General features: G+C 35.3%; 26 protein-coding genes and 2 riboswitches. Of the genes, 15 read left to right on the top strand and 11 right to left on the bottom strand.

The genetic code is table 11. The features are described from left to right. Nucleotide 1: 1 nt before the first annotated feature. Both K5S59_RS03745 and K5S59_RS03740 read left to right on the top strand, forming a co-directional pair. Nucleotides 2-880, top strand: coding sequence for an NAD(P)-dependent oxidoreductase (locus K5S59_RS03745; RefSeq protein ID WP_120450838.1), 879 nt, complete (start codon nt 2-4; stop codon nt 878-880). Between the two features lie 5 nt (nt 881-885). Continuing rightward, nucleotides 886-1,218, top strand: coding sequence for a DUF3909 family protein (locus tag K5S59_RS03740; RefSeq protein ID WP_000365612.1), 333 nt, complete (start codon nt 886-888; stop codon nt 1,216-1,218). Between the two features lie 42 nt (nt 1,219-1,260). Here the strand turns inward: K5S59_RS03740 and K5S59_RS03735 are convergent, their stop codons facing one another. From K5S59_RS03735 to K5S59_RS03710, 6 genes are all read right to left on the bottom strand, one after another. After that, nucleotides 1,261-1,536, bottom strand: a complete 276-nt coding sequence (locus tag K5S59_RS03735) for a hypothetical protein (RefSeq protein ID WP_000054671.1) — start codon at nt 1,534-1,536, stop codon at nt 1,261-1,263. A 305-nt stretch (nt 1,537-1,841) separates the two neighbouring features. Then, complete coding sequence (locus tag K5S59_RS03730) at nt 1,842-2,354, bottom strand: 1,2-dihydroxy-3-keto-5-methylthiopentene dioxygenase (protein ID WP_000057318.1); 513 nt, start codon at nt 2,352-2,354, stop codon at nt 1,842-1,844. Then, entirely contained in the window at nt 2,332-2,970 is a 639-nt protein-coding gene (locus K5S59_RS03725) for a methylthioribulose 1-phosphate dehydratase (RefSeq protein ID WP_000811325.1), read from the bottom strand. The genes K5S59_RS03730 and K5S59_RS03725 overlap by 23 nt, the downstream gene beginning before the upstream one ends. Next, on the bottom strand, nt 2,967-3,626 hold the full coding sequence (locus K5S59_RS03720) for a 2-hydroxy-3-keto-5-methylthiopentenyl-1-phosphate phosphatase (protein ID WP_000027481.1): 660 nt from the start codon (nt 3,624-3,626) through the stop codon (nt 2,967-2,969). The genes K5S59_RS03725 and K5S59_RS03720 overlap by 4 nt, the downstream gene beginning before the upstream one ends. Further along, complete coding sequence (gene mtnW / locus K5S59_RS03715) at nt 3,623-4,867, bottom strand: 2,3-diketo-5-methylthiopentyl-1-phosphate enolase (protein WP_120450837.1); 1,245 nt, start codon at nt 4,865-4,867, stop codon at nt 3,623-3,625. The genes K5S59_RS03720 and mtnW overlap by 4 nt, the downstream gene beginning before the upstream one ends. 64 nt (nt 4,868-4,931) lie before the next feature. Then, a riboswitch (SAM riboswitch) is annotated at nt 4,932-5,037 on the bottom strand. 64 nt (nt 5,038-5,101) lie between these two features. Further along, nucleotides 5,102-6,280, bottom strand: coding sequence for a pyridoxal phosphate-dependent aminotransferase (locus K5S59_RS03710; protein ID WP_000834741.1), 1,179 nt, complete (start codon nt 6,278-6,280; stop codon nt 5,102-5,104). Between the two features lie 14 nt (nt 6,281-6,294). Between K5S59_RS03710 and K5S59_RS03705 the strand changes: the two genes are divergently transcribed. The 4 genes from K5S59_RS03705 (at nt 6,295) to K5S59_RS03690 (ending at nt 9,984) form a co-directional block, all read left to right on the top strand. Continuing rightward, nucleotides 6,295-7,158: a carbon-nitrogen family hydrolase gene (locus K5S59_RS03705; RefSeq protein WP_033656393.1), complete on the top strand. Its 864-nt coding sequence runs from the start codon at nt 6,295-6,297 to the stop codon at nt 7,156-7,158. Between the two features lie 71 nt (nt 7,159-7,229). Next, a riboswitch (SAM riboswitch) is annotated at nt 7,230-7,372 on the top strand. A 90-nt stretch (nt 7,373-7,462) separates the two neighbouring features. After that, nucleotides 7,463-8,644: an S-methyl-5-thioribose kinase gene (gene mtnK, locus K5S59_RS03700; protein WP_000542696.1), complete on the top strand. Its 1,182-nt coding sequence runs from the start codon at nt 7,463-7,465 to the stop codon at nt 8,642-8,644. Then, nucleotides 8,641-9,702 carry an S-methyl-5-thioribose-1-phosphate isomerase gene (gene mtnA / locus K5S59_RS03695; RefSeq protein ID WP_000104585.1) on the top strand — a complete coding sequence of 354 codons (1,062 nt, stop codon included), beginning with the start codon at nt 8,641-8,643 and terminating at the stop codon, nt 9,700-9,702. The genes mtnK and mtnA overlap by 4 nt, the downstream gene beginning before the upstream one ends. Nucleotides 9,703-9,846: 144 nt before the next feature. After that, nucleotides 9,847-9,984, top strand: a complete 138-nt coding sequence (locus K5S59_RS03690; protein WP_000393345.1) for a YvrJ family protein — start codon at nt 9,847-9,849, stop codon at nt 9,982-9,984. A 58-nt stretch (nt 9,985-10,042) separates the two neighbouring features. On the opposite strand, the gene K5S59_RS03685 is transcribed toward K5S59_RS03690, so the two are convergent. Next, entirely contained in the window at nt 10,043-10,819 is a 777-nt protein-coding gene (locus K5S59_RS03685) for a 3-hydroxybutyrate dehydrogenase (RefSeq protein WP_000258435.1), read from the bottom strand. A gap of 195 nt (nt 10,820-11,014) precedes the next feature. On the opposite strand from K5S59_RS03685, the gene K5S59_RS03680 reads away from it, so the two are divergent. The 3 genes from K5S59_RS03680 to K5S59_RS03670 are packed head-to-tail and all read left to right on the top strand — an operon-like array spanning nt 11,015 to nt 12,889. Beyond that, nucleotides 11,015-11,347 (top strand): PadR family transcriptional regulator, encoded by a 333-nt coding sequence (locus tag K5S59_RS03680; RefSeq protein ID WP_000107987.1) that lies wholly within the window; start codon nt 11,015-11,017, stop codon nt 11,345-11,347. Further along, nucleotides 11,347-12,114, top strand: coding sequence for a DUF1129 domain-containing protein (locus K5S59_RS03675; protein ID WP_000952894.1), 768 nt, complete (start codon nt 11,347-11,349; stop codon nt 12,112-12,114). The genes K5S59_RS03680 and K5S59_RS03675 overlap by 1 nt, the downstream gene beginning before the upstream one ends. 13 nt (nt 12,115-12,127) lie before the next feature. After that, nucleotides 12,128-12,889, top strand: a complete 762-nt coding sequence (locus K5S59_RS03670; protein WP_001167265.1) for a DUF1129 domain-containing protein — start codon at nt 12,128-12,130, stop codon at nt 12,887-12,889. A gap of 164 nt (nt 12,890-13,053) precedes the next feature. On the opposite strand, the gene K5S59_RS03665 is transcribed toward K5S59_RS03670, so the two are convergent. Further along, nucleotides 13,054-13,671, bottom strand: coding sequence for a hypothetical protein (locus tag K5S59_RS03665; protein ID WP_000371626.1), 618 nt, complete (start codon nt 13,669-13,671; stop codon nt 13,054-13,056). Nucleotides 13,672-13,831: 160 nt separating this feature from the next. Between K5S59_RS03665 and K5S59_RS03660 the strand changes: the two genes are divergently transcribed. From K5S59_RS03660 to K5S59_RS03650, 3 genes are all read left to right on the top strand, one after another. After that, a complete protein-coding gene (locus K5S59_RS03660; RefSeq protein WP_000288327.1) occupies nt 13,832-14,125 on the top strand; it encodes a DUF3928 family protein in 294 nt (97 codons plus the stop codon). Between the two features lie 110 nt (nt 14,126-14,235). Continuing rightward, a complete protein-coding gene (locus tag K5S59_RS03655; protein WP_000540530.1) occupies nt 14,236-14,685 on the top strand; it encodes an NUDIX hydrolase in 450 nt (149 codons plus the stop codon). Nucleotides 14,686-14,824: 139 nt separating this feature from the next. Next, entirely contained in the window at nt 14,825-16,000 is a 1,176-nt protein-coding gene (locus K5S59_RS03650) for an acetyl-CoA C-acetyltransferase (RefSeq protein ID WP_098258859.1), read from the top strand. A 28-nt stretch (nt 16,001-16,028) separates the two neighbouring features. Here the strand turns inward: K5S59_RS03650 and K5S59_RS03645 are convergent, their stop codons facing one another. Next, complete coding sequence (locus K5S59_RS03645) at nt 16,029-16,781, bottom strand: AAA family ATPase (RefSeq protein WP_098258858.1); 753 nt, start codon at nt 16,779-16,781, stop codon at nt 16,029-16,031. Nucleotides 16,782-16,791: 10 nt separating this feature from the next. Beyond that, entirely contained in the window at nt 16,792-17,034 is a 243-nt protein-coding gene (locus K5S59_RS03640) for a hypothetical protein (protein WP_033656199.1), read from the bottom strand. 175 nt (nt 17,035-17,209) lie between these two features. On the opposite strand from K5S59_RS03640, the gene K5S59_RS03635 reads away from it, so the two are divergent. Together K5S59_RS03635 and K5S59_RS03630 are read left to right on the top strand one after the other, a co-directional pair. Then, a complete protein-coding gene (locus K5S59_RS03635) occupies nt 17,210-17,938 on the top strand; it encodes a DUF4184 family protein (protein WP_001116895.1) in 729 nt (242 codons plus the stop codon). 36 nt (nt 17,939-17,974) lie between these two features. After that, complete coding sequence (locus tag K5S59_RS03630; protein ID WP_000973890.1) at nt 17,975-18,739, top strand: hypothetical protein; 765 nt, start codon at nt 17,975-17,977, stop codon at nt 18,737-18,739. Between the two features lie 46 nt (nt 18,740-18,785). On the opposite strand, the gene K5S59_RS03625 is transcribed toward K5S59_RS03630, so the two are convergent. Then, a complete protein-coding gene (locus K5S59_RS03625) occupies nt 18,786-19,217 on the bottom strand; it encodes a DUF3997 domain-containing protein (RefSeq protein WP_000758776.1) in 432 nt (143 codons plus the stop codon). 131 nt (nt 19,218-19,348) lie between these two features. On the opposite strand from K5S59_RS03625, the gene K5S59_RS03620 reads away from it, so the two are divergent. Next, on the top strand, nt 19,349-19,804 hold the full coding sequence (locus K5S59_RS03620) for an RDD family protein (protein WP_000769077.1): 456 nt from the start codon (nt 19,349-19,351) through the stop codon (nt 19,802-19,804). The last annotated feature ends 93 nt before the right edge of the window (nt 19,805-19,897 follow it).

Raw genomic sequence — 19,897 nt, 5'->3', positions numbered from 1 at the left:
AATGGAACATAAAAATGTATCAATTGGTTTCATCGGTATTGGTGTAATGGGAAAAAGTATGGTCCGTCATTTAATGCAAGACGGTTATAAAGTATATGTATATAATAGAACAAAAGCGAAGACAGACTCTTTAGTGCGAGGTGGTGCAAATTGGTGTGATACACCGAAAGAGTTAGTAAAGCAAGTTGATGTTGTAATGACTATGGTTGGATATCCACATGATGTAGAAGAAGTATACTTTGGGATAGATGGAATTTTGGAGAATGCAAATGAAGGCATGATAGCAATTGATTTCACGACATCTACACCAACATTGGCAAAACGTATTAATGAAGCTGGTAAAAGTAAGAATGTATATACGTTAGATGCACCTGTATCTGGAGGAGACATTGGTGCGAAAGAAGCAAGGCTCGCAATTATGGTCGGTGGCGAAAAAGAAATATATGAAAAATGTTTACCGTTATTTGAAAAATTAGGGACAAATATTCAGTTGCAAGGACCAGCTGGAAGTGGACAACATACAAAAATGTGCAATCAAATTGCGATTGCTTCTAACATGATTGGAGTATGTGAAGCTGTTGCTTATGCGAAAAAAGCTGGACTAAATCCGGATAAAGTATTAGAGAGTATTTCAACGGGAGCAGCAGGTAGTTGGTCATTGAGTAACTTAGCTCCTCGAATGTTAAAGGGAGATTTTGAACCAGGGTTTTATGTAAAACATTTTATGAAAGATATGAAGATTGCTTTAGATGAGGCCGAAAAATTGCAATTACCAGTACCAGGTTTAAATTTGGCGAAGGAATTGTATGAAGAGTTAATGAAAGATGGGGAAGAGAATAGCGGAACACAAGTGTTATACAAAAAGTACATAAGGGGGTAAATGGGATGGATCTTCAAAAATTTGATGAGATGATTGATACTGTACAACGAGCGACTTGTATACAAATTAATGAAAAACAAAAAGAAGCTTTTAAACAAAAATATGATTTTGAACCGAAATTTGAATATGGAAGAGATGAGAGAGGGCATTATGTTATTCGAACTTCAAAAAAGATGCTAGAAGAAATGGAATTTTATTTGGCATTGAAATATGATCGAGATGGAGTTGATCTATATATGCAAGCAGAGATTGACGGTATATGTCACGTATCTATTAGCTATAGTGAAGATGCCCTACATTTACAAGAATTGTTTCAATTTCTAGAAGAAAATAAATAAAAGTCCTCATTTGAGGACTTTTATTTATTTTTAATTTTATAATTATAAGCTAGAAGCCCGGCGGCATCGTTCGATTGGGAATGGAATAACTTGTGCGATATGATTAGGACCGAATTGTTTTGCACGAGCATGGCGTACTATATAAAATGCACACAGAATTGAAACAGGAATAGCACCGAACAAGCCAAAAAATAAAGCGCTTACACAAGATGCAACAAAACCTAAAACGCCAACTTCCAACTCTTCCATAATAGCTCCTAGAATAACAGGAAGTGCTCCACACGTAACCCCTAGTATAAGTGCGATAAGTAAACTCATGATTATCCCCCTCTGTTTGCGATATTCTTTTCCTTCTTATTTAATTGTAGTATATCATATACAAAACAGAATTTTCAGAATAAATTCAAAAAAAGTTCAATAAATGTTCAAAAAGTGTTAAAAAATTCACTTAAAAAATAGAAGGAGAGATTGTTTTGGAATAGAAGGACTCATATGTTTGAGAAAATAAAAAATCAGGCTTATTTCATTTTTGAAATAAGCCTGTTCCATAGGAGGATGTATATATGTAGAGTGAATAAAAGGTTGGAAAAGGGGATCCAAGTCCTTTTACTCAACTAACTACCTTAATAAATTGGAACCCAGCCTTCAGTTGTAACAAAAATACGAATTGCTACAACTTGACGATCATCTTGCAAAGTAAAATAATGTCTTGCATTTTCAGGAACAGATATGAGATCGCCTGGCTCAAGTTCAACGTCAAAGAACTTTCTATCTTTTCCTTCAATGGCAAAGATGCCATGACCACTAACAATAAAGCGAACTTCATCATCAGTATGATGGTGTTCTTTTTGGAAATTAATTAATAATTCGTCAAGGTTAGGTGTGCTATTTGAAAGTGAAATTACATCATGTGCTTTATAACCTCGGCGCGCTGAAACATCAGCGATTTCTTTTGAGAACACAGCTAATATTTCAGCCTTGTTTTCATCAGTTAAAGAATAATTTTCATTTAAATGAGTAGGAAGCTTAGAGATGTTCCATTTCTCATATAAAACGCCTTCCTCTTGTAGAAATTTAGATACTTCCACTTCATTTTCAATGCGAGTATTTACTTCATGAATACGAATTTGCGCCATTAGAAACGCCTCCTTGAATTGATAATAGTTTTATATGAAATTGGAATAAAAACTCATAAGCTTCTAATCTTTTCTTTGCATCAAAGCTATCTCGGCCCCATACGGTAATACCGTGGTTACGGATTAATATTGCTCCCGAATCACCTTGTATATGCTTTCGGAAGTTTTCTCCAAGCGTTGGGATATGGGCATGGTTTTCGATAATAGGAATGTGAATTGTTGCACCTTCTTCCCAAATATCGAGAGCTTTAATAATTTCTTGATTTTGAAGGATGACTGCATCATTATATAAATTTGTGATGACATTGTTATCAGTTGTATGAACATGAAGTACGCACCCGGCATTTGTATTGTTATAAATATGTGTATGCAATATTGTTTCTGCTGACGGGCGTAATTCAGTCTCTAATACGGGAACTCCTAGATGATCTACTAATAGAAAATCATCGGGAGTCGTTTTTGTTTTATCTTTACCACTTGCTGTAATGAGAAAAGTGAGCGGTTCATGACTAACCTTTATAGAAATATTACCACTCGTTGCTGGAAACCAATTTCGTGTTGTTAATTCTTTTTTTATCTCGCTTAAGTCATACCATTGACGAAAAAGTTGTTTCATGATTTCACCTCCAACAAATGTTTTAATTCATTTTGAATATCATGGAATGTTTCAAACGGTGTATAAGCAATATAATTCTCTTCACACTTTGTAATAAGGAAGTCACGAGCAAATACTTTATCTGCTTGTTTCGCAGCTTGTAAATCGGTAATTGAATCTCCAATCACAATATGGAGGTCATTCGTATCACTTAATTTACGGATTAAAGATGATTTGCATAATCCGCAATGATTTTGACAATGATGATCACAAGGATGAGGCCACTTAACGGTAATGAATTCACTGGAAAAGTCTGTTTCATTACAGTAGATTTTCTCTTTTGGAATGATTCCTTGTAAGAGTGGATAGACGAAGAAATCCATTCCGCCTGATATTACGTAAAAAGAAATGTTATTTTCATTTACAAATTGTATAAATTCATGAAAACCATTACGTATTTCAGCAGTTTCTATTAAAAATTGAATCATATCATCGTGTAGACTAGTAGGTATTAATTGAAATAATTGAGAAACACCTTCTTGAATAGACAGCTCTTGTGATAAAATTCTGTTCTTTACTTCTTCAGCTTCTGGTGGTGCAAATTTTTCCATAATGGACATAATGTTATCATTATTTGTAATCGTGCCATCGAAATCACAAAATACTTGAATACTCATAATTTCACCCCATTAGAGGGATTTCCCCATATTTGTAGTGCACTATGCAAATTTATGTCATCTACTTCATGGAGTGGTGTATTTTGCAAAGTGGCATCAATTGCAGTACGGAAAGCTTTACCGCCGCCTTGCGCCCCGCTCGGATGTCCATGTATCCCGCCGCCAGCATTAATAACAACATCTTTACCGAAATCTCGTAAAATAAAGGGAACGAAACCAGGGTGAATACCAGCAGATGGAACAGAAAAACTCTTTTTGAAAAATGCATCGTCTTCAGTTAAATATTTTGAGATGGCAAGAGCCTCTTCTTTTTCTAGCGCAACACTTCCGTATGGAGATGGGAATAATGAAAAGTCAGCCCCAGCATAACGTAGTAGCTTTCCAAGTAATAATGGAGATGAAACTCCATATAACTTGGATGCTGAGTAAGCGCCACTTACAGCAGGGTGTGCCATAATAGGAACAGGGATTTCATCATCTTCTGCTAGTGATTGTAGTACATCTAGTCCGTAAGCAAATACGTTAAATAATAGAATATCAGCGCCAGCGTGCACTGCGCGTTTCGCATTTTCTTTTAAATCAAAAGTCCGTCCTGTTAAATTTACGGCATATAACGTTTTATGGCCGTATGTTTCATATACGGATTGTAAAACTTCTTTTCCAGATACAATGCGTTTCGTAAGAGGTGTTAATGTATTCTCAAATAATATTTCATCATCCTTTACGATATCTACACTACCAATTGCTTGATCGCGTAATTGCGTTTTTAAATACCCAATATTTCGTCCAATCATTCCTTTAAAAATGCTCATTAAAAGGGGACGTTCATGCACTTGTAAAAGATTTCGAATACCATCTATCCCAAACTTTGGACCAGGGAAATACTTTTTTAACTCGTCTGAAAATGTTAAGTCAATTAATTTCACTTCGCCATCAAGTGATAGCTTTCCGAATGTAGTTGTTAAAATTGCTGGTAAGTCTGGACTGAAGTTTAATAACGGATATTCAATTTTAATAATCCCGCGTTTTACTTTTTTACGTAAATACGAATTGGTATGTTCTTGTTCAGCTAATTCCTCAACGTGAATGACGTTGCCTTTATGCTGTTTTAATTGTTCTTGCAATAAGTGTGGCAAATGAGTCCAAGAGCCAATTGTTAAACCGAGTGCAATTTGCTCGGCCTTTTTTTCTAAGTTATGTGAATCATCATGGATTAAATACGTCGCTATAATTCCGCTCATTGTTAAAACCTCCTAGTTAAATAAAAAAACCTCTCAGCTAAGGAGAGGTTTTTTTACAACCAGCTCCTTATCTGTCAGCATAATGCTGCGAGAATTAGCACCGTGTCTACGATTGTAGATCGGTTGCCGGGTTTCGTCGGGCTCGTCCCTCCACCTGCTCTTGATAAGAAGTATTTAGAAATGTTTAAATTTTTAAGATAACTGAATTTTGTCAGATATTTTTCATGTTGTCAATTACTTTTTGAAAAAATTTAATTTATCAATTCGATTAATGGCTTCTCGTAATCTATCTTCTGTATGCAAGAGACCAACACGGACATACCCTTCGCCATGTTCACCAAATCCAACACCAGGAGCAACTGCAACGTGTGCTTTTTCTAGTAAAATATTAGAAAATTGCTCAGATGTATATCCTTTCGGAACAGGAAGCCATGCAAAAAATGACCCTGTTGGAATATCTACATTCCAACCAATTGAGTGACAAGCTGAAACAAGAGCGTTTCTTCGAGATTCGTAACTATTTACAAGTTCTATTACGCAAGACTGTGAACTTAATAGTGCTTCGCGGGCAGCATCTTGAACTGCACCAAAAATACTAACGTACATATGATCTTGTAATAAGTTTATTGTCTCAATCACACTTTCATTTCCCACGGCAAAAGCAATGCGCCATCCAGCCATATTGAAAGTTTTCGATAGAGTGTAAATTTCAATACCTGTATCTTTAGCACCGTCTGCTTGCAAGAAACTAACAGGTTTTTGACCATCGAATCCAATTGCACCGTAAGCAAAATCATGAACGACTAGTATATTATGTTCATTAGCAAAATGAATCGTTTCATCAAAGAAATCTTTTGATGCAGTAGCACCGGTAGGATTATTTGGATAGTTTAAAAACATTAGCTTTGCACGCTCGGCAATAGAGTCATCAATTTTCGTATAATCTGGTAAAAAATTATTTTCTGCAAGTAGCGGCATTGTTTCAAATTGTGCTTTTGCTAAAGCAACACCTGATAAATAATCTGGGTAGCCTGGATCTGGAACGAGAATAGTATCACCAGGGTTTGTAAAACAAACTGGTAATTCTACTAATCCAGCCTTTCCGCCAAACAAAATAGCAACTTCTGTTTTGGGATTTACTACTACATCATATTCACGTTGATAGAATGTTGCCACGGCTTCTTTTAAACTTTCATGTCCGCGAAATGGCGGATATTTATGATGAATGGTATTTTCTGCAGCATCTTGTAAAGCTTTTACGATATGCTGCGGTGTTGGTTGATCTGGATTACCTTGACCTAGATTAATAACATCGTGACCAGCTGCTACGACTTTGTTAACTTTTGCAACAAGTGAAGCGAAAAATTGTGTTGGCAATGATGTTACTATCTCAGAAGGTTGAAATGATTTCATACTTTCCACCTCTTTTGAAAGTTGTTACAATTCTAGTGACAAATGATATAATCTTTCCAGTATTTTGTAAAGAAAAAATTATGAATGGGGCTGACAAAATGAAAGTCGCATGTATTCAAATGGACATTGTCTTTGGAGATGTAGAAAAAAATATTGAGAATGCTAAAAATAAAATAAGCGAAGCGATGAAGGAAAGACCAGATGTTATTGTTTTACCAGAACTATGGACAACAGGATATGATTTAACGAGACTCTCTGAAATTGCAGATAGGGATGGATTGGAAACGAAAGAAAAGCTGAAAGAGTGGTCGAAACAATATGGTGTACATATTGTCGGTGGTTCTATAGCGAAGCAAACAGATCAAGGTGTTACAAATACAATGTATGTTGTAACTAATAAAGGCCAGCTAGTCAATGAATATAGTAAAGTGCATTTATTTCAGCTCATGGATGAACATAAATATTTAATCGCTGGAAATAGTACAGGCGAATTTAAGTTAGATAATATAGAGTGCGCTGGTACAATTTGTTATGATATTCGTTTTCCGGAGTGGATGCGTGTTCATACTGCGAAAGGTGCAACAGTTTTATTTGTTGTAGCAGAGTGGCCATTAGTTCGTTTAGCACATTGGCGTTTGTTATTGCAAGCAAGAGCAGTTGAAAATCAATGTTATGTTGTTGCATGTAATAGGGCAGGAAAGGATCCGAATAATGAGTTTGCGGGTCATTCTTTAATTATCGATCCTTGGGGGGAAGTTGTTGTAGAAGCGAATGAAGAAGAATCAATTTTATTTGGAGAGCTCACATTCGAGAAAATTAACGAGGTACGCAAAGGAATTCCAGTTTTTGCAGATCGCCGTCCAGAATTATACAAATAAAATGTTGACAAGTGATTTTTATTCTTGGTATAGTCTTCAACATAAAGTTAAAAATTCAAAAAATTATACAACTCTTATCAAGAGCAGGTGGAGGGATTTGGCCCGATGAAGCCCAGCAACCGACCGTAATACCATTGTGAAATGGGGCGTTTATTTACGCCAAAAGGCACGGTGCTAATTCCAGCAGAAAGTAAAACTTTCTGGCAGATAAGAGGGGAGAAGATAAACTTCAAACCTCTTTCTTTGTGGAAAGGGGTTTTTCTATTTTAGAAAAACCTCTGAATATAAAAAGGGGGAGAAGACGATGGGATATTATTCATTAACTGAAACGACAGCTATACAATATGCGAAAGAACACGGTTATTTTGAAAAGAAAGCAAATGTAGTTTGTCATGAAATTGGAGATGGAAATTTAAATTACGTGTTCAAATTAGGTGATGGAGAGAAGTCTATTATACTAAAACAAGCATTGCCATATGCAAAAGTAGTTGGTGAGAGCTGGCCGTTATCTATAAAAAGAGCGACGATTGAAAGTAAAGCATTACAAATTTTCGCGAAGTATGTGCCGGAATATGTGCCGGTAGTGTACAGTCATGATGAAGAGTTAGCGGTAACGGTCATAGAAGATTTATCAAGATTAACAATTGCAAGAAAAGGATTAATAGATGGAGAGGAGTACCCACTTTTATCCCAACATATTGGTCGTTTTCTAGCATATGTGTTGTTTTACACTTCAGATTTCGGATTAGAGTCAGAAGAGAAAAGGGTACTAGAAGGTGCATTTGTAAACCCAGACCTTTGTAAAATTACAGAAGATTTAGTGTTTACAGATCCGTTCGGTCATTACGATACGAATGATTATGAACCAGAGTTGCAGCTAGCTGTAGATGAACTATGGAGTGACAAAACTGTCAAACTAAAAGTGGCACAGTATAAATATAAATTTTTAACGAGAAAAGAAGCACTTATTCATGGAGATTTACATACGGGAAGTATTTTTTCATCACCTTCTGAAACGAAAGTGATTGATCCAGAATTTGCAACATATGGTCCATTTGGATTCGATCTTGGTCAATTTATTGCAAATTTATTATTAAATGCGTTATCACGTGAAGAGGAAAAAAGAAGTGTGCTATTTTTCCATATTGAGAAAACATGGAGTTATTTTGTAGAAACTTTTACGAAGTTATGGATTGGAGAAGGTGTAGAAGCATATACGAAAGAGAAACAATGGTTGCCAATTATTTTGCAAAATATTTTTACGGATGCCGTTGGATTTGCCGGATGTGAGCTTATCCGTAGAACAATTGGCTTAGCGCATGTAGCTGATTTAGATGAAATAGCAAATAAAGAAACGAGAATTCAAGCTAAGAAACAGGCGTTATTCTTAGGTAGAGAACTAATAAAATATGAATCTAAGAGCGCTGATATTCAACTGTTCCGAACACTATTCCAACAGACAGTTTCTGGAGGGGTAAAAGCATGAGTACAATTGTTACTATTCCGAGGTCTGTTAGTTGGAAAGGGGATGCCATTGCAGTATTAAATCAAACAAAGTTGCCGCATAGTACAGAATACAAAACATTAACGACGATTGAAGATGTATGGAAAAGTATTGTCATGCTAGAAGTAAGAGGGGCACCTGCAATTGGAATTGTAGCCGCATTTGGCTTGGCGCTTGCATCCAAAAAATATACCACTGTACATATTGAAGAATTTCAAAAGAAGTTTAATAGAGATTGTAATTATTTAGGAACGTCACGCCCGACAGCAGTCAATTTATTTTGGGCAATCGATCGTATGAGAGAATCCATTCGGGAAATTACTACAATAAAAGAAGCGCAAAAAAAATTAGAAGAAGAAGCGCTTCTCATTCAGCAAGAAGATGAAGCAGTATGCCGGAGTATTGGAGAACATGCATTAACATGTTTTAAAGATGATGATAACATTTTAACAATTTGTAACGCTGGCAGTATTGCAACTGCTAGATATGGTACTGCATTAGCACCGTTTTATATTGGGAAAGAAAAGGGTGTACGTTTACATGCGTATGCGTGTGAAACGAGACCGGTTTTACAAGGTGGGCGTTTAACAACCTGGGAATTAAAACAGGCAAATATTGATGTAACACTTATTACAGATAATACGGCAGCTCATGCTATTCAAACGAAAGAAATAAACGCGATTATAGTAGGAGCGGACCGAATTGTCGCAAATGGAGATACAGCAAATAAAATCGGAACAATGAATTTAGCTATATTAGCAAAGTATTTTGATATCCCGTTCTATGTTGCAGCTCCGCTATCGACATTTGATATTACGAAACAAACAGGTGCTGAAATTGTTATTGAAGAAAGAGATGAAACAGAAGTTACGAAAATTTTTGGAAAACAAGTGGCACCAATTGGAACTGATGTTTATAATCCTGCATTTGACGTAACGCCGAATGAATTAATTACAGGTATTATTACCGAGAAAGGTATTATACGAGGAGATTATGAACAGGAAATTGCATCATTATTTGAAAGACAAGCTAATACATAATAGCTTGTCTTTTTATGCCGCTTTAATGGGCAGTAAGACCCCCACATCAGTCAGGGATGAAGCAAACCCCCACTGATTAAGGTTTCACTTTATGCCTAAATGTTTTCTTTTCTCTTATTTATATAATGAAAGGAGGAGAGAAAGATGGAAGAGTGGATCAGGATGGTAGGTAATGTAGGCTTTCCGATTGTTGTAACATTATATTTACTCCATCGTATTGAAAGTAAATTAGATGGGGTAATTGTGGCAATCGAGAAACTCCCTAAACAATTACTAAAGTAGGAGGTCCTCGCGATAGAAAGTAAAATAAAGTTTGCTCTTCGTGAGCAAACTTTATTTTTTATTGAGCAGTATAACCACCATCGATAACGACAGCTTGACCAGTTATACCTTTCGCTTTTTCGCTCGCTAAAAACATAGCATAATCAGAGATTTCTTGTACTTGTAATAGGCGTTTTTGTGGTACAAGTGGATAAATGACATCCTCTAAAACATTTTCAAGTGGTACATTTCGTGTAGTAGCTAAATCTTGTAGTTGATTACGTACAAGAGGGGTATCGACATAACCAGGACAAAGCGCATTAACGGTAATTCCGTGAGTAGCGCCTTCTAAAGCGGCAACTTTTGTTAATCCAATTACGCCATGCTTCGCGCTATTGTAGGCAGATTTTCCTGCAAATCCAACGAGGCCATTAATGGAGGCTACATTAATAATTCGGCCATACTTTTGTTTTTTCATGATTGGGAAGGCATGCTTAATTGCGATAAAAGGAGCGATTTGCATAATTTTAATAAGTTGTTCAAACTTTTCGGTTGGAAAATCTTCAATTGGTGAAACATGCTGCATTCCTGCGTTATTAATTAATATATGTAATGAACCGAAATGATTAACCGTTTGAGAAATTGCAGCTGTAATTTCTTCTTCAGATGTAACATCACATTTTAAACCGATAGCTTGATAGCCTTCTTTTTGTAATTGTTCAGCAGCTTCTTTTGCACGGTCTTCAAGACGATCGGTAATAACAACTTTTGCACCCTCTTTTGCAAAAGCGTTTCCCATTTCATAACCAATACCACTTGCAGCACCTGTTAAAAAAACAACTCGATTTGTAACCATGATGAAAAACATCCCTTCGTAATAAAGTTCTCATATTGCTCTATTTAGAGAGTGGATAATAAAAATCCTGCAAAGATTTGGAAAAATATTGTTAGCTATCTTGTTTTGCAAAATAGTCTCTGCTATACTATTTTGTAAAGCAAGATACTTACGCTTATCTATCTTGTAAAACAAGATAGTGGGAGGATTTGAATTATGTCGACAAGTCAAATGCTGAAAGGAATTTTAGAAGGATGCTTACTTGCTATTATTTCTGAAGGTGAAATATACGGTTATGAAATGAGTGAAAAGCTAGCGAAGTATGGCTTTACAATGGCGAGTGAGGGAAGTATTTATCCGTTATTAATACGAATGCAAAAGGAAGGATTAATAACAAGTGTAATGAAGGAATCTCCATCTGGTCCAAAGCGGAAATATTATACATTAACAGAAAAAGGTGAGGAAGCACTTAATGAATTTATGGATCGCTGGGAAGCGATGCAAAGTAGTGTAGAGCGTCTTCTTGAAGGGAAGGGGAGAAAAAAATAATGCTATCAAGTGAAGCACGAAAGTTTTTATTAGAAATGAGATTGTTTTTAGCGGCAAAGGGTGTGAAAGAAAGCGATATTGAAAATTTTATTGAAGATGCAGAACTTCATTTAATCGAGGGTGAGAGCGATGGAAAAAGTATAAAAGATATTTTCGGAAGCTCACCGAAAGAATATGCAAATGAGCTTGTAAAAGTGATGGAAAAGGATAGACAGGAAACGTGGAAGCAAATTGGTTTTACAGTAATGAATATCGTATCGTTTTGGATTATTGCTTCTATCTTAATAGTGAATAACGGAATGTTACAGATTTCCCTTATTCAGTGCGTTGGGTATAGTTTGTCATTGGTTTTAGTTGTTATGGGTCCTAATTATCTACTGCGCAAAATGACCTTCGTAACAAGCTTTACAAAAACGTGGTTTTCTACGTGGTTTTTAGTTATGATTGCACCAATGTTTTTAATAGGAGTTGTTACGATATTAGATGTAATATATCCTACAAAAATGCTTACATTCACTCAAACGCAAAGTTATATATTAGCTGGAGCTATTTTTATTATCACAGTAGCGATAAATATGTATTTTGAAGGATGGTTTAAAAACTTATATTTAATCATTCCACTTTCTATTATGTTACTGTTTAAAACATTTACATCGGAAGATCTCATGCTAATGTTATTTCAAATTATATGTTTATACGGAAGTTTGTTTATTTTAATTTTCCTTGAAATTATGCTGAAGACGAATAGGAGAGAAACGGTTAAATAAGGGAGGGGTTATCATGCAGATTTCTAAAGAAGGAGAAAAGTTTTTAATTGATACGAAAGTGTATTTAATAACAAAAGGAATGAAAGAAGATGATGTGGACGCTTTTATAGAGGATGCAGAACTTCATTTAATAGAAGGTGAGAAAGAGGGAAAGACAGTAAGCGATATATTCGGTGATTCACCAAAAGAATACGCAGAAGAATTAGCGAAAGAGATGGAAAAGGATAAGGGCGGGAGTATAAAGAGTATTCTTGCGATGATAATTGGTATTGGCGGTTATTGGATATTAACTCATATTTTATTTAATAATCCAAATCAGCAATTTACACTAACGAATATACAGTTAATTGGCTATCCTATCGTCTTAATCATTACGATTATTGGAACCATTGTTGCGTTTAGAATGTCTTCTTTTAAAAATAAATTTGTAGAGTTCGGGATTATTTACATTATAGTAATGGTTCCCATTTTATTATTAGTATTATTGATGTTTGTTGATAAATGGTACGGTACACCTATTTTGCAATTGTCGACAATGCAAACATATATATTAGCAGCAAGTATCTTTTTATTACTTTTCGTTGGAGAAGTGTATGTACTTGGTTGGATGGGTGTTTTGGTGTTAATTGTTCCTTTAGCGATTATGTTTATATTTAAAGAATTAGAAGAAAAAAATGTATTTTGGGGAATTGCAAAGGTATTACTTATGTATGGAAGTATATATGGATTAATGAAATGGTCTTTAAAAATTGAAGAGAGAAAAAGTATAAACTAGTAGTTCAAAAAAAGTGGCTGCTCTGGATATACAAAAAGTTATTTCCAAAGAAATACTATATATTGATTTTTAGAGAGAGTCGGTTTAGGTGCATAGTTGTATCCTTTACAGCCGTTATATCGTTTATAGATTGGAATAAGTTGTTTTAAACAGTAACAAGATTGTTACTGTTTTTTTCTTTGTAATAAAGCACTTTGTAAAGAGAGTGCTTTTTGTTCGTTCGTTAATAGTGACTGAATGTGGACATTTTCAGGGCGCGGGACTATCGGATACATAAGATTTGATGGAGAAGGATGGTGCTCCGAGCCAGTTGGGGAATGAGGATCTGCGTGAGTAAGTTTTCCATGAACACGTCTTGTAAATAAAATATGACCGACTTCGTGAGCGAGTGTATATATATTTTTCATAGGAGCAGCCGAATTTGTTAAAACGATATAACCAGTAAGTTGCTGTTGTTTTGCTAAAGAGTAAGCACAGGCAATGACGGCTGTTTCTTTAAAATAATCACTGCCAATATAACAAATGTAAAGGTCGCATTCAGGAGCTTCATTTACACACGTTTGGAAAAAGGATGCTAATTTTTCCTGACTTTGAATAGAATTTTTATAACTAATTTCACGGTCAGAAAAACGGAAAAGTTCATTTAAAATAATTACGTCTTTAATTTGAAATGTAATCGGGTGCCAAATTGATTCTGCAACTGCTAAATCTTTTGCGATACGGTCATCAGAAATATTGGCGCCTGGAGTAATGCAAATACATATATTGACGTATGGATCCATAAGGAACACCTCAACTGAAAAAATTCTTCCTATAATATATGTTGAGAAAAGACCCTATGTATGGATAAACGCCTTGTTTATTACAAGTCAAAAAAATTTCATAGTTCTATAACGTAGTGTGATCATCTTTTTGATATAGTAAAGAAAAGGGGGAGAATATATGTATACATTAAAAATCGTTTCAGACAGAGAAGCTCTTTATCAATTTGCGAGTTATGTAAGAGTTGTACAAGGGGTGGAAGATGTATATGTAGAGGTGGGAGAACCTTTATATGAACATCCATTAATGAAGTTTTATGTACATATTAAGCTGGAGGAAACATATGAGCAACATAAAGCGTTACAAGAAATAGCAAGATTAGTAGAGTTAGGGCGCTTTACATACGTGCATTATCGTAATGATGAAATTGAAGAAGCTTTTGAAGCTGTAAAATATGAAAGTTTTAAGAAATAAGAATGAAAAAAAGGAAGCGAAAGCTTCCTTTTTTTTCTTGGAAATTACATCAACAAAAGGAGAAAAATTTTGTTATGATAAGGGAGGGTGAGGAAAGGAGAGTTTACATAATGGGGTATATTGAAGAGTTACGCAAAGTCGTTGGGACAAGACCACTTATTCTCGTTGGATCAGCAATAATTATATTAAATGATAATCAAGAAGTATTACTTCAATATCGTTCAGATACATATGATTGGGGTGTACCTGGCGGCGCGATGGAACTAGGAGAAACGACGGAAGAAACTGCTCGCCGAGAATTATTCGAGGAGACGGGATTAACTGCAAAAATAATGCAATTTCTAGGTGTCTTATCAGGAAAGGAAGTATATTTCCGTTATCCTAATGGAGATGAAATTTTTAATGTCATTCATCTGTATCAGGGGCATCATGTGAGTGGAGAGTTAAGGCTTGATCATGAGGGATTGAAGCTTCAATATTTTCCGGTAGATAAGTTACCAAAATTGAATGAAACGACAGAGAAAATTTTACAAAAATTTTTATACGCATTAACAGAATAGAAGGTTAATTCCTTCTATTTTTATTATATTAAATATTTTGATTTTTTAGTATGTTTATAGTATGATAGATGTAGACATACATCTTATGGAATTTCACCTAAAAACTGACTAGGGTACATAAGAGAGGGGCAAGTGAAAAATGCATAATGTTGTTATTACAGCTGCAGTTCGTTCACCAATTGGAACTTTTGGGGGAGCGCTAAAAAATGTAACGCCAGTAGAATTAGCTGTTCCTGTACTTCAGGAAGCTGTAAAACGAGGCGGGGTAGAACCACACGAAGTTGATGAAGTAATTTTAGGTCATTGTATTCAAAGAACTGATGAAGCAAATACTGCGAGAACGGCTGCATTAGCGGCAGGATTTCCTGACACAGTTACGGGTTATACAATCCAACGCCAATGTTCTTCAGGTATGCAAGCAATTATGTCAGCTGCAATGCAAATTCAATTAGGTGTAAGTGATGTTGTTATTGCAGGTGGAGTAGAAGCAATGAGTTCAAGCCCTTATGCATTAAAACAGCACCGCTGGGGACAACGTCTACAGCACGGAGAAATTCGTGATACGGTGTGGGAAGTACTAGAAGATCCGATTCACCATATTATGATGGGTGAAACAGCTGAAAATCTAGTTGACCAATATGAAATTACAAGAGAGGAACAAGATGAAGTTGCGCTTCGTAGCCATACATTGGCACTGCAAGCAATCGAGTCTGGATACTTTGACGAGCAAATTGTTCCTATTACAATAAAAGAACGTAGAAAAGAAATAGTATTTTCGAAGGATGAGCATCCACGTGCAGATATTACAGCGGAAAAATTAGCAGGATTAAAACCAGCTTTCCGTAAAGATGGATCTGTAACGGCAGGGAATGCATCTGGCCTTAATGATGGAAGTGCGGTTCTAGTATTAATGAGCGAAGAAAAAGCGAAAGAAAAAGGCTTACAACCTTTAGCTAAAATTGTTGGATATTCAGTAGCTGGAGTAGATCCGAAAATTATGGGTATTGGACCAGCACCAGCAATTCGTAAAGGGTTAGAAAAAGTAGATTGGTCATTAGAAGATGCAGATTTACTGGAAATTAATGAAGCTTTCGCTGCACAATACCTAGCTGTAGAGAAAGAATTAGGTCTAGATCGTGAAAAAGTGAATGTAAACGGTAGTGGTGTAGGACTTGGACATCCAATCGGTTGTACAGGAGCTCGTATTACAGTAAGTTTAATTCATGAATTAAAACGACGTGGCTTAGAAAAAGGAATTGCCTCTCTATGCGTCGGCGGCGGTATTGGGGTAGCATTATTTATAGAAGCACTATAAAAAAGAAGCAGCGATTGCTGCTTCTTTTTTACGATTCAAATAGATGCTGGAATAGTCGATCACGGTTTTCAAAGAACAGTTTCATCGTTTGATAATGTTCGGTGTCTTCTAAGGCAGATTCGTGAATCCCTTCTTGCGTTAAAGAGTATATAGTGGATTCAGGATAAGCCATTAAAATAGGAGAATGCGTCGCGATAACAAATTGTGAACCTTGTTCCGCTAGTTCGTGCATTCGAATGAGCATGGAAAGTTGCCTCATTGGTGATAGAGCGGCCTCAGGCTCATCTAAAATGTATAAACCTTGTCCTGAAAAACGATTCATAAATAAGGAGAAAAATGATTCACCGTGTGATTGGTTGTGGAGTGAGGTACCACCATATGAGTCAATAATTGGATTTCCGCGTGCTTCTGGATCGGCATCCATTTCATCTATATAGGAAGCGACGTTATAAAATGATTCAGCGCGAAGAAAGAAACCGTCGCTTGGTGTATTGAAACTTTTGGAAATTCGCAGGTATTCATGTAAAGATGAATGTGAATCGTTTGTACTAAAGCGAAAATTCTTCGTTCCACCTTCTGCATTAAATCCTAAGGCAATAGCAATTGCTTCGAGTAATGTTGATTTACCGGTTCCGTTTTCTCCAATAATGAATGTTACATTTGGGTGGAAGGCAAGTGATTGTAAAGTTCGGATAGCGGGTAGACAGTAAGGATATGCGGAAAAACTAGGGATATTTTCTTTTTTTAATGTGACATTTTTTAAAAAGGGTACATCAATCAATATATAAACCTCAATTCATAACGGATTTTGATTCTAAAAAAGCAGCAAATAAAAGGGTGAGGCAACTTGCAAATAGTATTGTATATTGAAGTGCGCCAAAGCCAAGACCTTCCCAGTCGAAAGTCATTCTCTTCCATATGAAAATAAAAAGAACGCTTATAAAACCAACGAGAGCAGGCATATATTTTATAATTTTTAAGTGCTTCCACAGAAAAAAGCTGATGTATGTAAGTACAAAGAAGATAAGCAGAATGAGAAAAAAGGCAAGTGTTAATGAAACGTGAACCTCTCCTTATTTTCTGAATATTTCATGTGGATTATAACATGTAAACTATCATATTCCAATGTGAAAATAAATATTGCATCAAGATCAATTCTCTCGTTATGATAGATGGTATTCTATTGAAGATATGAAAAGGAGTTAAAACATGCCGTTTACATTTGCGCATCCAGCAGCAGTCCTTCCTTTTGTGAGAAGGCAGTCCAAATATATTTCAGTAACGGCTCTTATATTAGGGAGTATGGCGCCTGATTTTGAATATTTTTTACACTTTAGACCGTATGGTGTTATTGGGCATACATGGCTTGGGTTCTTATATTTAAATTTACCACTTGTATTTCTATTCGCATATATGTATCATTGCATTTTAAAAAAGCCGTTTATAACACATTTACCTAAACTATTTGCAGGCTACTATACATATGCAGTAGATGAGAGGTGGGTGCTTCATACATGGAAGGATTTCTTTGTATTTTGCTGTTCTGCTTTATTCGGTATGCTCACGCATGTCGTTTGGGATGCGTTTACTCATAAGACAGGCTATTTCGTTATGGAAATACCATTGTTACAAAGGGAATTACATAGTATCCCGGTGTATAAATATATGCAACACGGAAGTACATGTGTAGGTTTATTATTACTATTATACATACTATGGAAGTATAAAGATAAAACAGGGAAAGATATTATGATAGCTTCAGAAAAAAGGAAGTATTGGGTTTCGGCAATAATTGTGGCAGCCCTTATTTTTATCGTTCACGCGTTCGTAGATCCCTATTTTCATATTTTCCAAATAGGAGGTATAATAGTATCTGGACTGACAAGTTCGTTTTGTGGACTTCTCATTGTTTCTATAGTTTACAAAGCAAGGGACTAATTGATATTAATGAATGATAGTGTTAGGAGAAATTATATGATGAAAGCATGGAAAAGTATTTTTGTTTTATGTAGTTTTCTTCTTATGTTAAGTGGTTGCTTCCATCAAGAAGAAAAGAAAGCTGAACCGAAGAAGAAAGAATCTATTCCTGAAACAAAAGAATATGGTGGGCGTGAGCTGAAAAAAGTAGGACAAAAAGTGAAAGAAACAGGATGGGGTACTTTTAAATTAGAACAGATTCATTCTGTGAATCAAACATTTGAAGTAGCACCAATGAAAATTCACGTACAAGATGTGAAAGTAATCTCTTTATCGCAGATGAGTAAAGATGCAAAAAACACATTAAAAGTATATACGGCATTAACTCCTGAAGAAGTAAAGCGTAGATTAGGAGATAAAGTCAGTCAAGAAGATGCGGAGTTATATGCATCGATAAGTGGTACAGAGATTAGTGATACGATTCGTTACGTTGAAATTACATATAAGGTGGAAAATAGCGGGAATAAAAATATACAATTTTTCTCTATGAATGATGTTACGATTAATGATAAACAACATTTTAAAGTAGCAACTCAAAACTTTTTATATGATGAAGATACGCTCGTTGGTACAAAAAATGTATCAAGGGAAGACTATAAGCCTGGTGAAACAAGAGATGGTATTATCGGCTTAATACTTGATGATGGAAAAGAAAAGGTAAAAGATATAAAGTTTACAACAGATAATGTAGTCGCAGCAGATGCAGAAACGCAAGATGTCGTAAAAGAGCCACAAATTTTTAATATCCCACTTTCTGAGTAAGATGTTTTTAAAAACATGTAAGAAAAAACAGTCAGCGCTTAAAATATTATGCTGACTGTTTTTTCTGTTCTTTTATGTATGAATCTACACTTTGAAAAGGTACCTTAATTTTAAACGCATCTTTTTGTTCATTAAATTGCTTTTCATTATAAGGGCCAAACCGTTTATTATGCTTTACGTCAATAATCCAATAATGCTCACTTTTTTTATTTGCAATTGCCCCGTCAGGGTTATTCGGATCTGATTTTTCCTCAATTTGTTTTGCAATAATGTATTTATCATCCCAAGCTATGTCTGTAAGTTTTGCAGGAATGTATTGTGTGGCATATACAGCATCTTGCGATGGGAAAAGTTCAAATGCATTTCCAGAAGTACGTATGAGTTCGTATTCATCGTTAATCGTATAAGTTATATGATTTGTATTTCCAGCACAACCGGCTAATAGGAATGCGACGAATAGGATTATCCATTTTTTCAATATGGGAACCTCCTTTATAATGCTGTTGTAACACATTGTACAAGAAAAGTAAGAGAAACGCCAGTTTACAATGTTTTTTAGAAGTGGTACGATGAGACGGGTAAAGAAGGATATGAAGGAGTCGACATAAAATGAAGTTAAAGATGCATCGTCCAGCGCTTGTAATGAATCGCATAGGTGCTTCCCTAATTGACATGTTTTTAATCTCGGTTATGTATGGTGCAGTAGTAGCTATTATGACCGGAAATTATAGTGCTATTTTTAATCGCTTTAATATTAGTTTTGGTGATTATAGGTATGATCTAGCAGTAGTTTTTATATTAATGGCGATATATTTTATTTTGGTGCCCTTTATTTGGAACGGTGTTACACTTGGTAAAAAGGTAACGAGAATAAAAATGATTTCATTGAAGAGTGAAAAGTTAACATTACAAACATTAATTATAAGATTTTTTGTATTGTTATTACCGAACATATTGCTACTTGGAATTCCGATATTATGTAACGTATATATGATGTTATTCCGCAAAGATAATTGTGGTTTTCAAGATTTAATTACAAAAACAAAAGTGATAAGTCTTGTATAATAAAACAGAGACCTTTTTATACATAAAATAAGAGGGTCTTTTTTTATCCCGCTGTAATGGGCAGTAAGACCCTCACCTCAAAATTCAGCGAAA

The organism is Bacillus sp. BML-BC051, from assembly GCF_019656175.1.
Classification (GTDB): domain Bacteria; phylum Bacillota; class Bacilli; order Bacillales; family Bacillaceae_G; genus Bacillus_A; species Bacillus_A mobilis.
This window is presented reverse-complemented; position numbering and strand designations above follow the sequence as displayed.

What these genes read in the sequence shown, in the direction of transcription:
- K5S59_RS03710 (WP_000834741.1), bottom strand. Translation starts at nt 6,280, where the DNA reads ATGAAATCATTTCAACCTTCTGAGATAGTAACATCATTGCCAACACAA.
- K5S59_RS03720 (WP_000027481.1), bottom strand. Translation starts at nt 3,626, where the DNA reads ATGAGTATTCAAGTATTTTGTGATTTCGATGGCACGATTACAAATAAT.
- mtnK (WP_000542696.1), top strand. Translation starts at nt 7,463, where the DNA reads ATGGGATATTATTCATTAACTGAAACGACAGCTATACAATATGCGAAA.
- mtnW (WP_120450837.1), bottom strand. Translation starts at nt 4,867, where the DNA reads ATGAGCGGAATTATAGCGACGTATTTAATCCATGATGATTCACATAAC.
- K5S59_RS03735 (WP_000054671.1), bottom strand. Translation starts at nt 1,536, where the DNA reads ATGAGTTTACTTATCGCACTTATACTAGGGGTTACGTGTGGAGCACTT.
- K5S59_RS03690 (WP_000393345.1), top strand. Translation starts at nt 9,847, where the DNA reads ATGGAAGAGTGGATCAGGATGGTAGGTAATGTAGGCTTTCCGATTGTT.
- K5S59_RS03730 (WP_000057318.1), bottom strand. Translation starts at nt 2,354, where the DNA reads ATGGCGCAAATTCGTATTCATGAAGTAAATACTCGCATTGAAAATGAA.
- K5S59_RS03665 (WP_000371626.1), bottom strand. Translation starts at nt 13,671, where the DNA reads ATGGATCCATACGTCAATATATGTATTTGCATTACTCCAGGCGCCAAT.
- K5S59_RS03635 (WP_001116895.1), top strand. Translation starts at nt 17,210, where the DNA reads ATGCCGTTTACATTTGCGCATCCAGCAGCAGTCCTTCCTTTTGTGAGA.
- K5S59_RS03675 (WP_000952894.1), top strand. Translation starts at nt 11,347, where the DNA reads ATGCTATCAAGTGAAGCACGAAAGTTTTTATTAGAAATGAGATTGTTT.
- K5S59_RS03655 (WP_000540530.1), top strand. Translation starts at nt 14,236, where the DNA reads ATGGGGTATATTGAAGAGTTACGCAAAGTCGTTGGGACAAGACCACTT.
- K5S59_RS03685 (WP_000258435.1), bottom strand. Translation starts at nt 10,819, where the DNA reads ATGGTTACAAATCGAGTTGTTTTTTTAACAGGTGCTGCAAGTGGTATT.
- K5S59_RS03740 (WP_000365612.1), top strand. Translation starts at nt 886, where the DNA reads ATGGATCTTCAAAAATTTGATGAGATGATTGATACTGTACAACGAGCG.
- K5S59_RS03630 (WP_000973890.1), top strand. Translation starts at nt 17,975, where the DNA reads ATGATGAAAGCATGGAAAAGTATTTTTGTTTTATGTAGTTTTCTTCTT.
- K5S59_RS03650 (WP_098258859.1), top strand. Translation starts at nt 14,825, where the DNA reads ATGCATAATGTTGTTATTACAGCTGCAGTTCGTTCACCAATTGGAACT.
- mtnA (WP_000104585.1), top strand. Translation starts at nt 8,641, where the DNA reads ATGAGTACAATTGTTACTATTCCGAGGTCTGTTAGTTGGAAAGGGGAT.
- K5S59_RS03680 (WP_000107987.1), top strand. Translation starts at nt 11,015, where the DNA reads ATGTCGACAAGTCAAATGCTGAAAGGAATTTTAGAAGGATGCTTACTT.
- K5S59_RS03670 (WP_001167265.1), top strand. Translation starts at nt 12,128, where the DNA reads ATGCAGATTTCTAAAGAAGGAGAAAAGTTTTTAATTGATACGAAAGTG.
- K5S59_RS03620 (WP_000769077.1), top strand. Translation starts at nt 19,349, where the DNA reads ATGAAGTTAAAGATGCATCGTCCAGCGCTTGTAATGAATCGCATAGGT.
- K5S59_RS03660 (WP_000288327.1), top strand. Translation starts at nt 13,832, where the DNA reads ATGTATACATTAAAAATCGTTTCAGACAGAGAAGCTCTTTATCAATTT.
- K5S59_RS03745 (WP_120450838.1), top strand. Translation starts at nt 2, where the DNA reads ATGGAACATAAAAATGTATCAATTGGTTTCATCGGTATTGGTGTAATG.
- K5S59_RS03725 (WP_000811325.1), bottom strand. Translation starts at nt 2,970, where the DNA reads ATGAAACAACTTTTTCGTCAATGGTATGACTTAAGCGAGATAAAAAAA.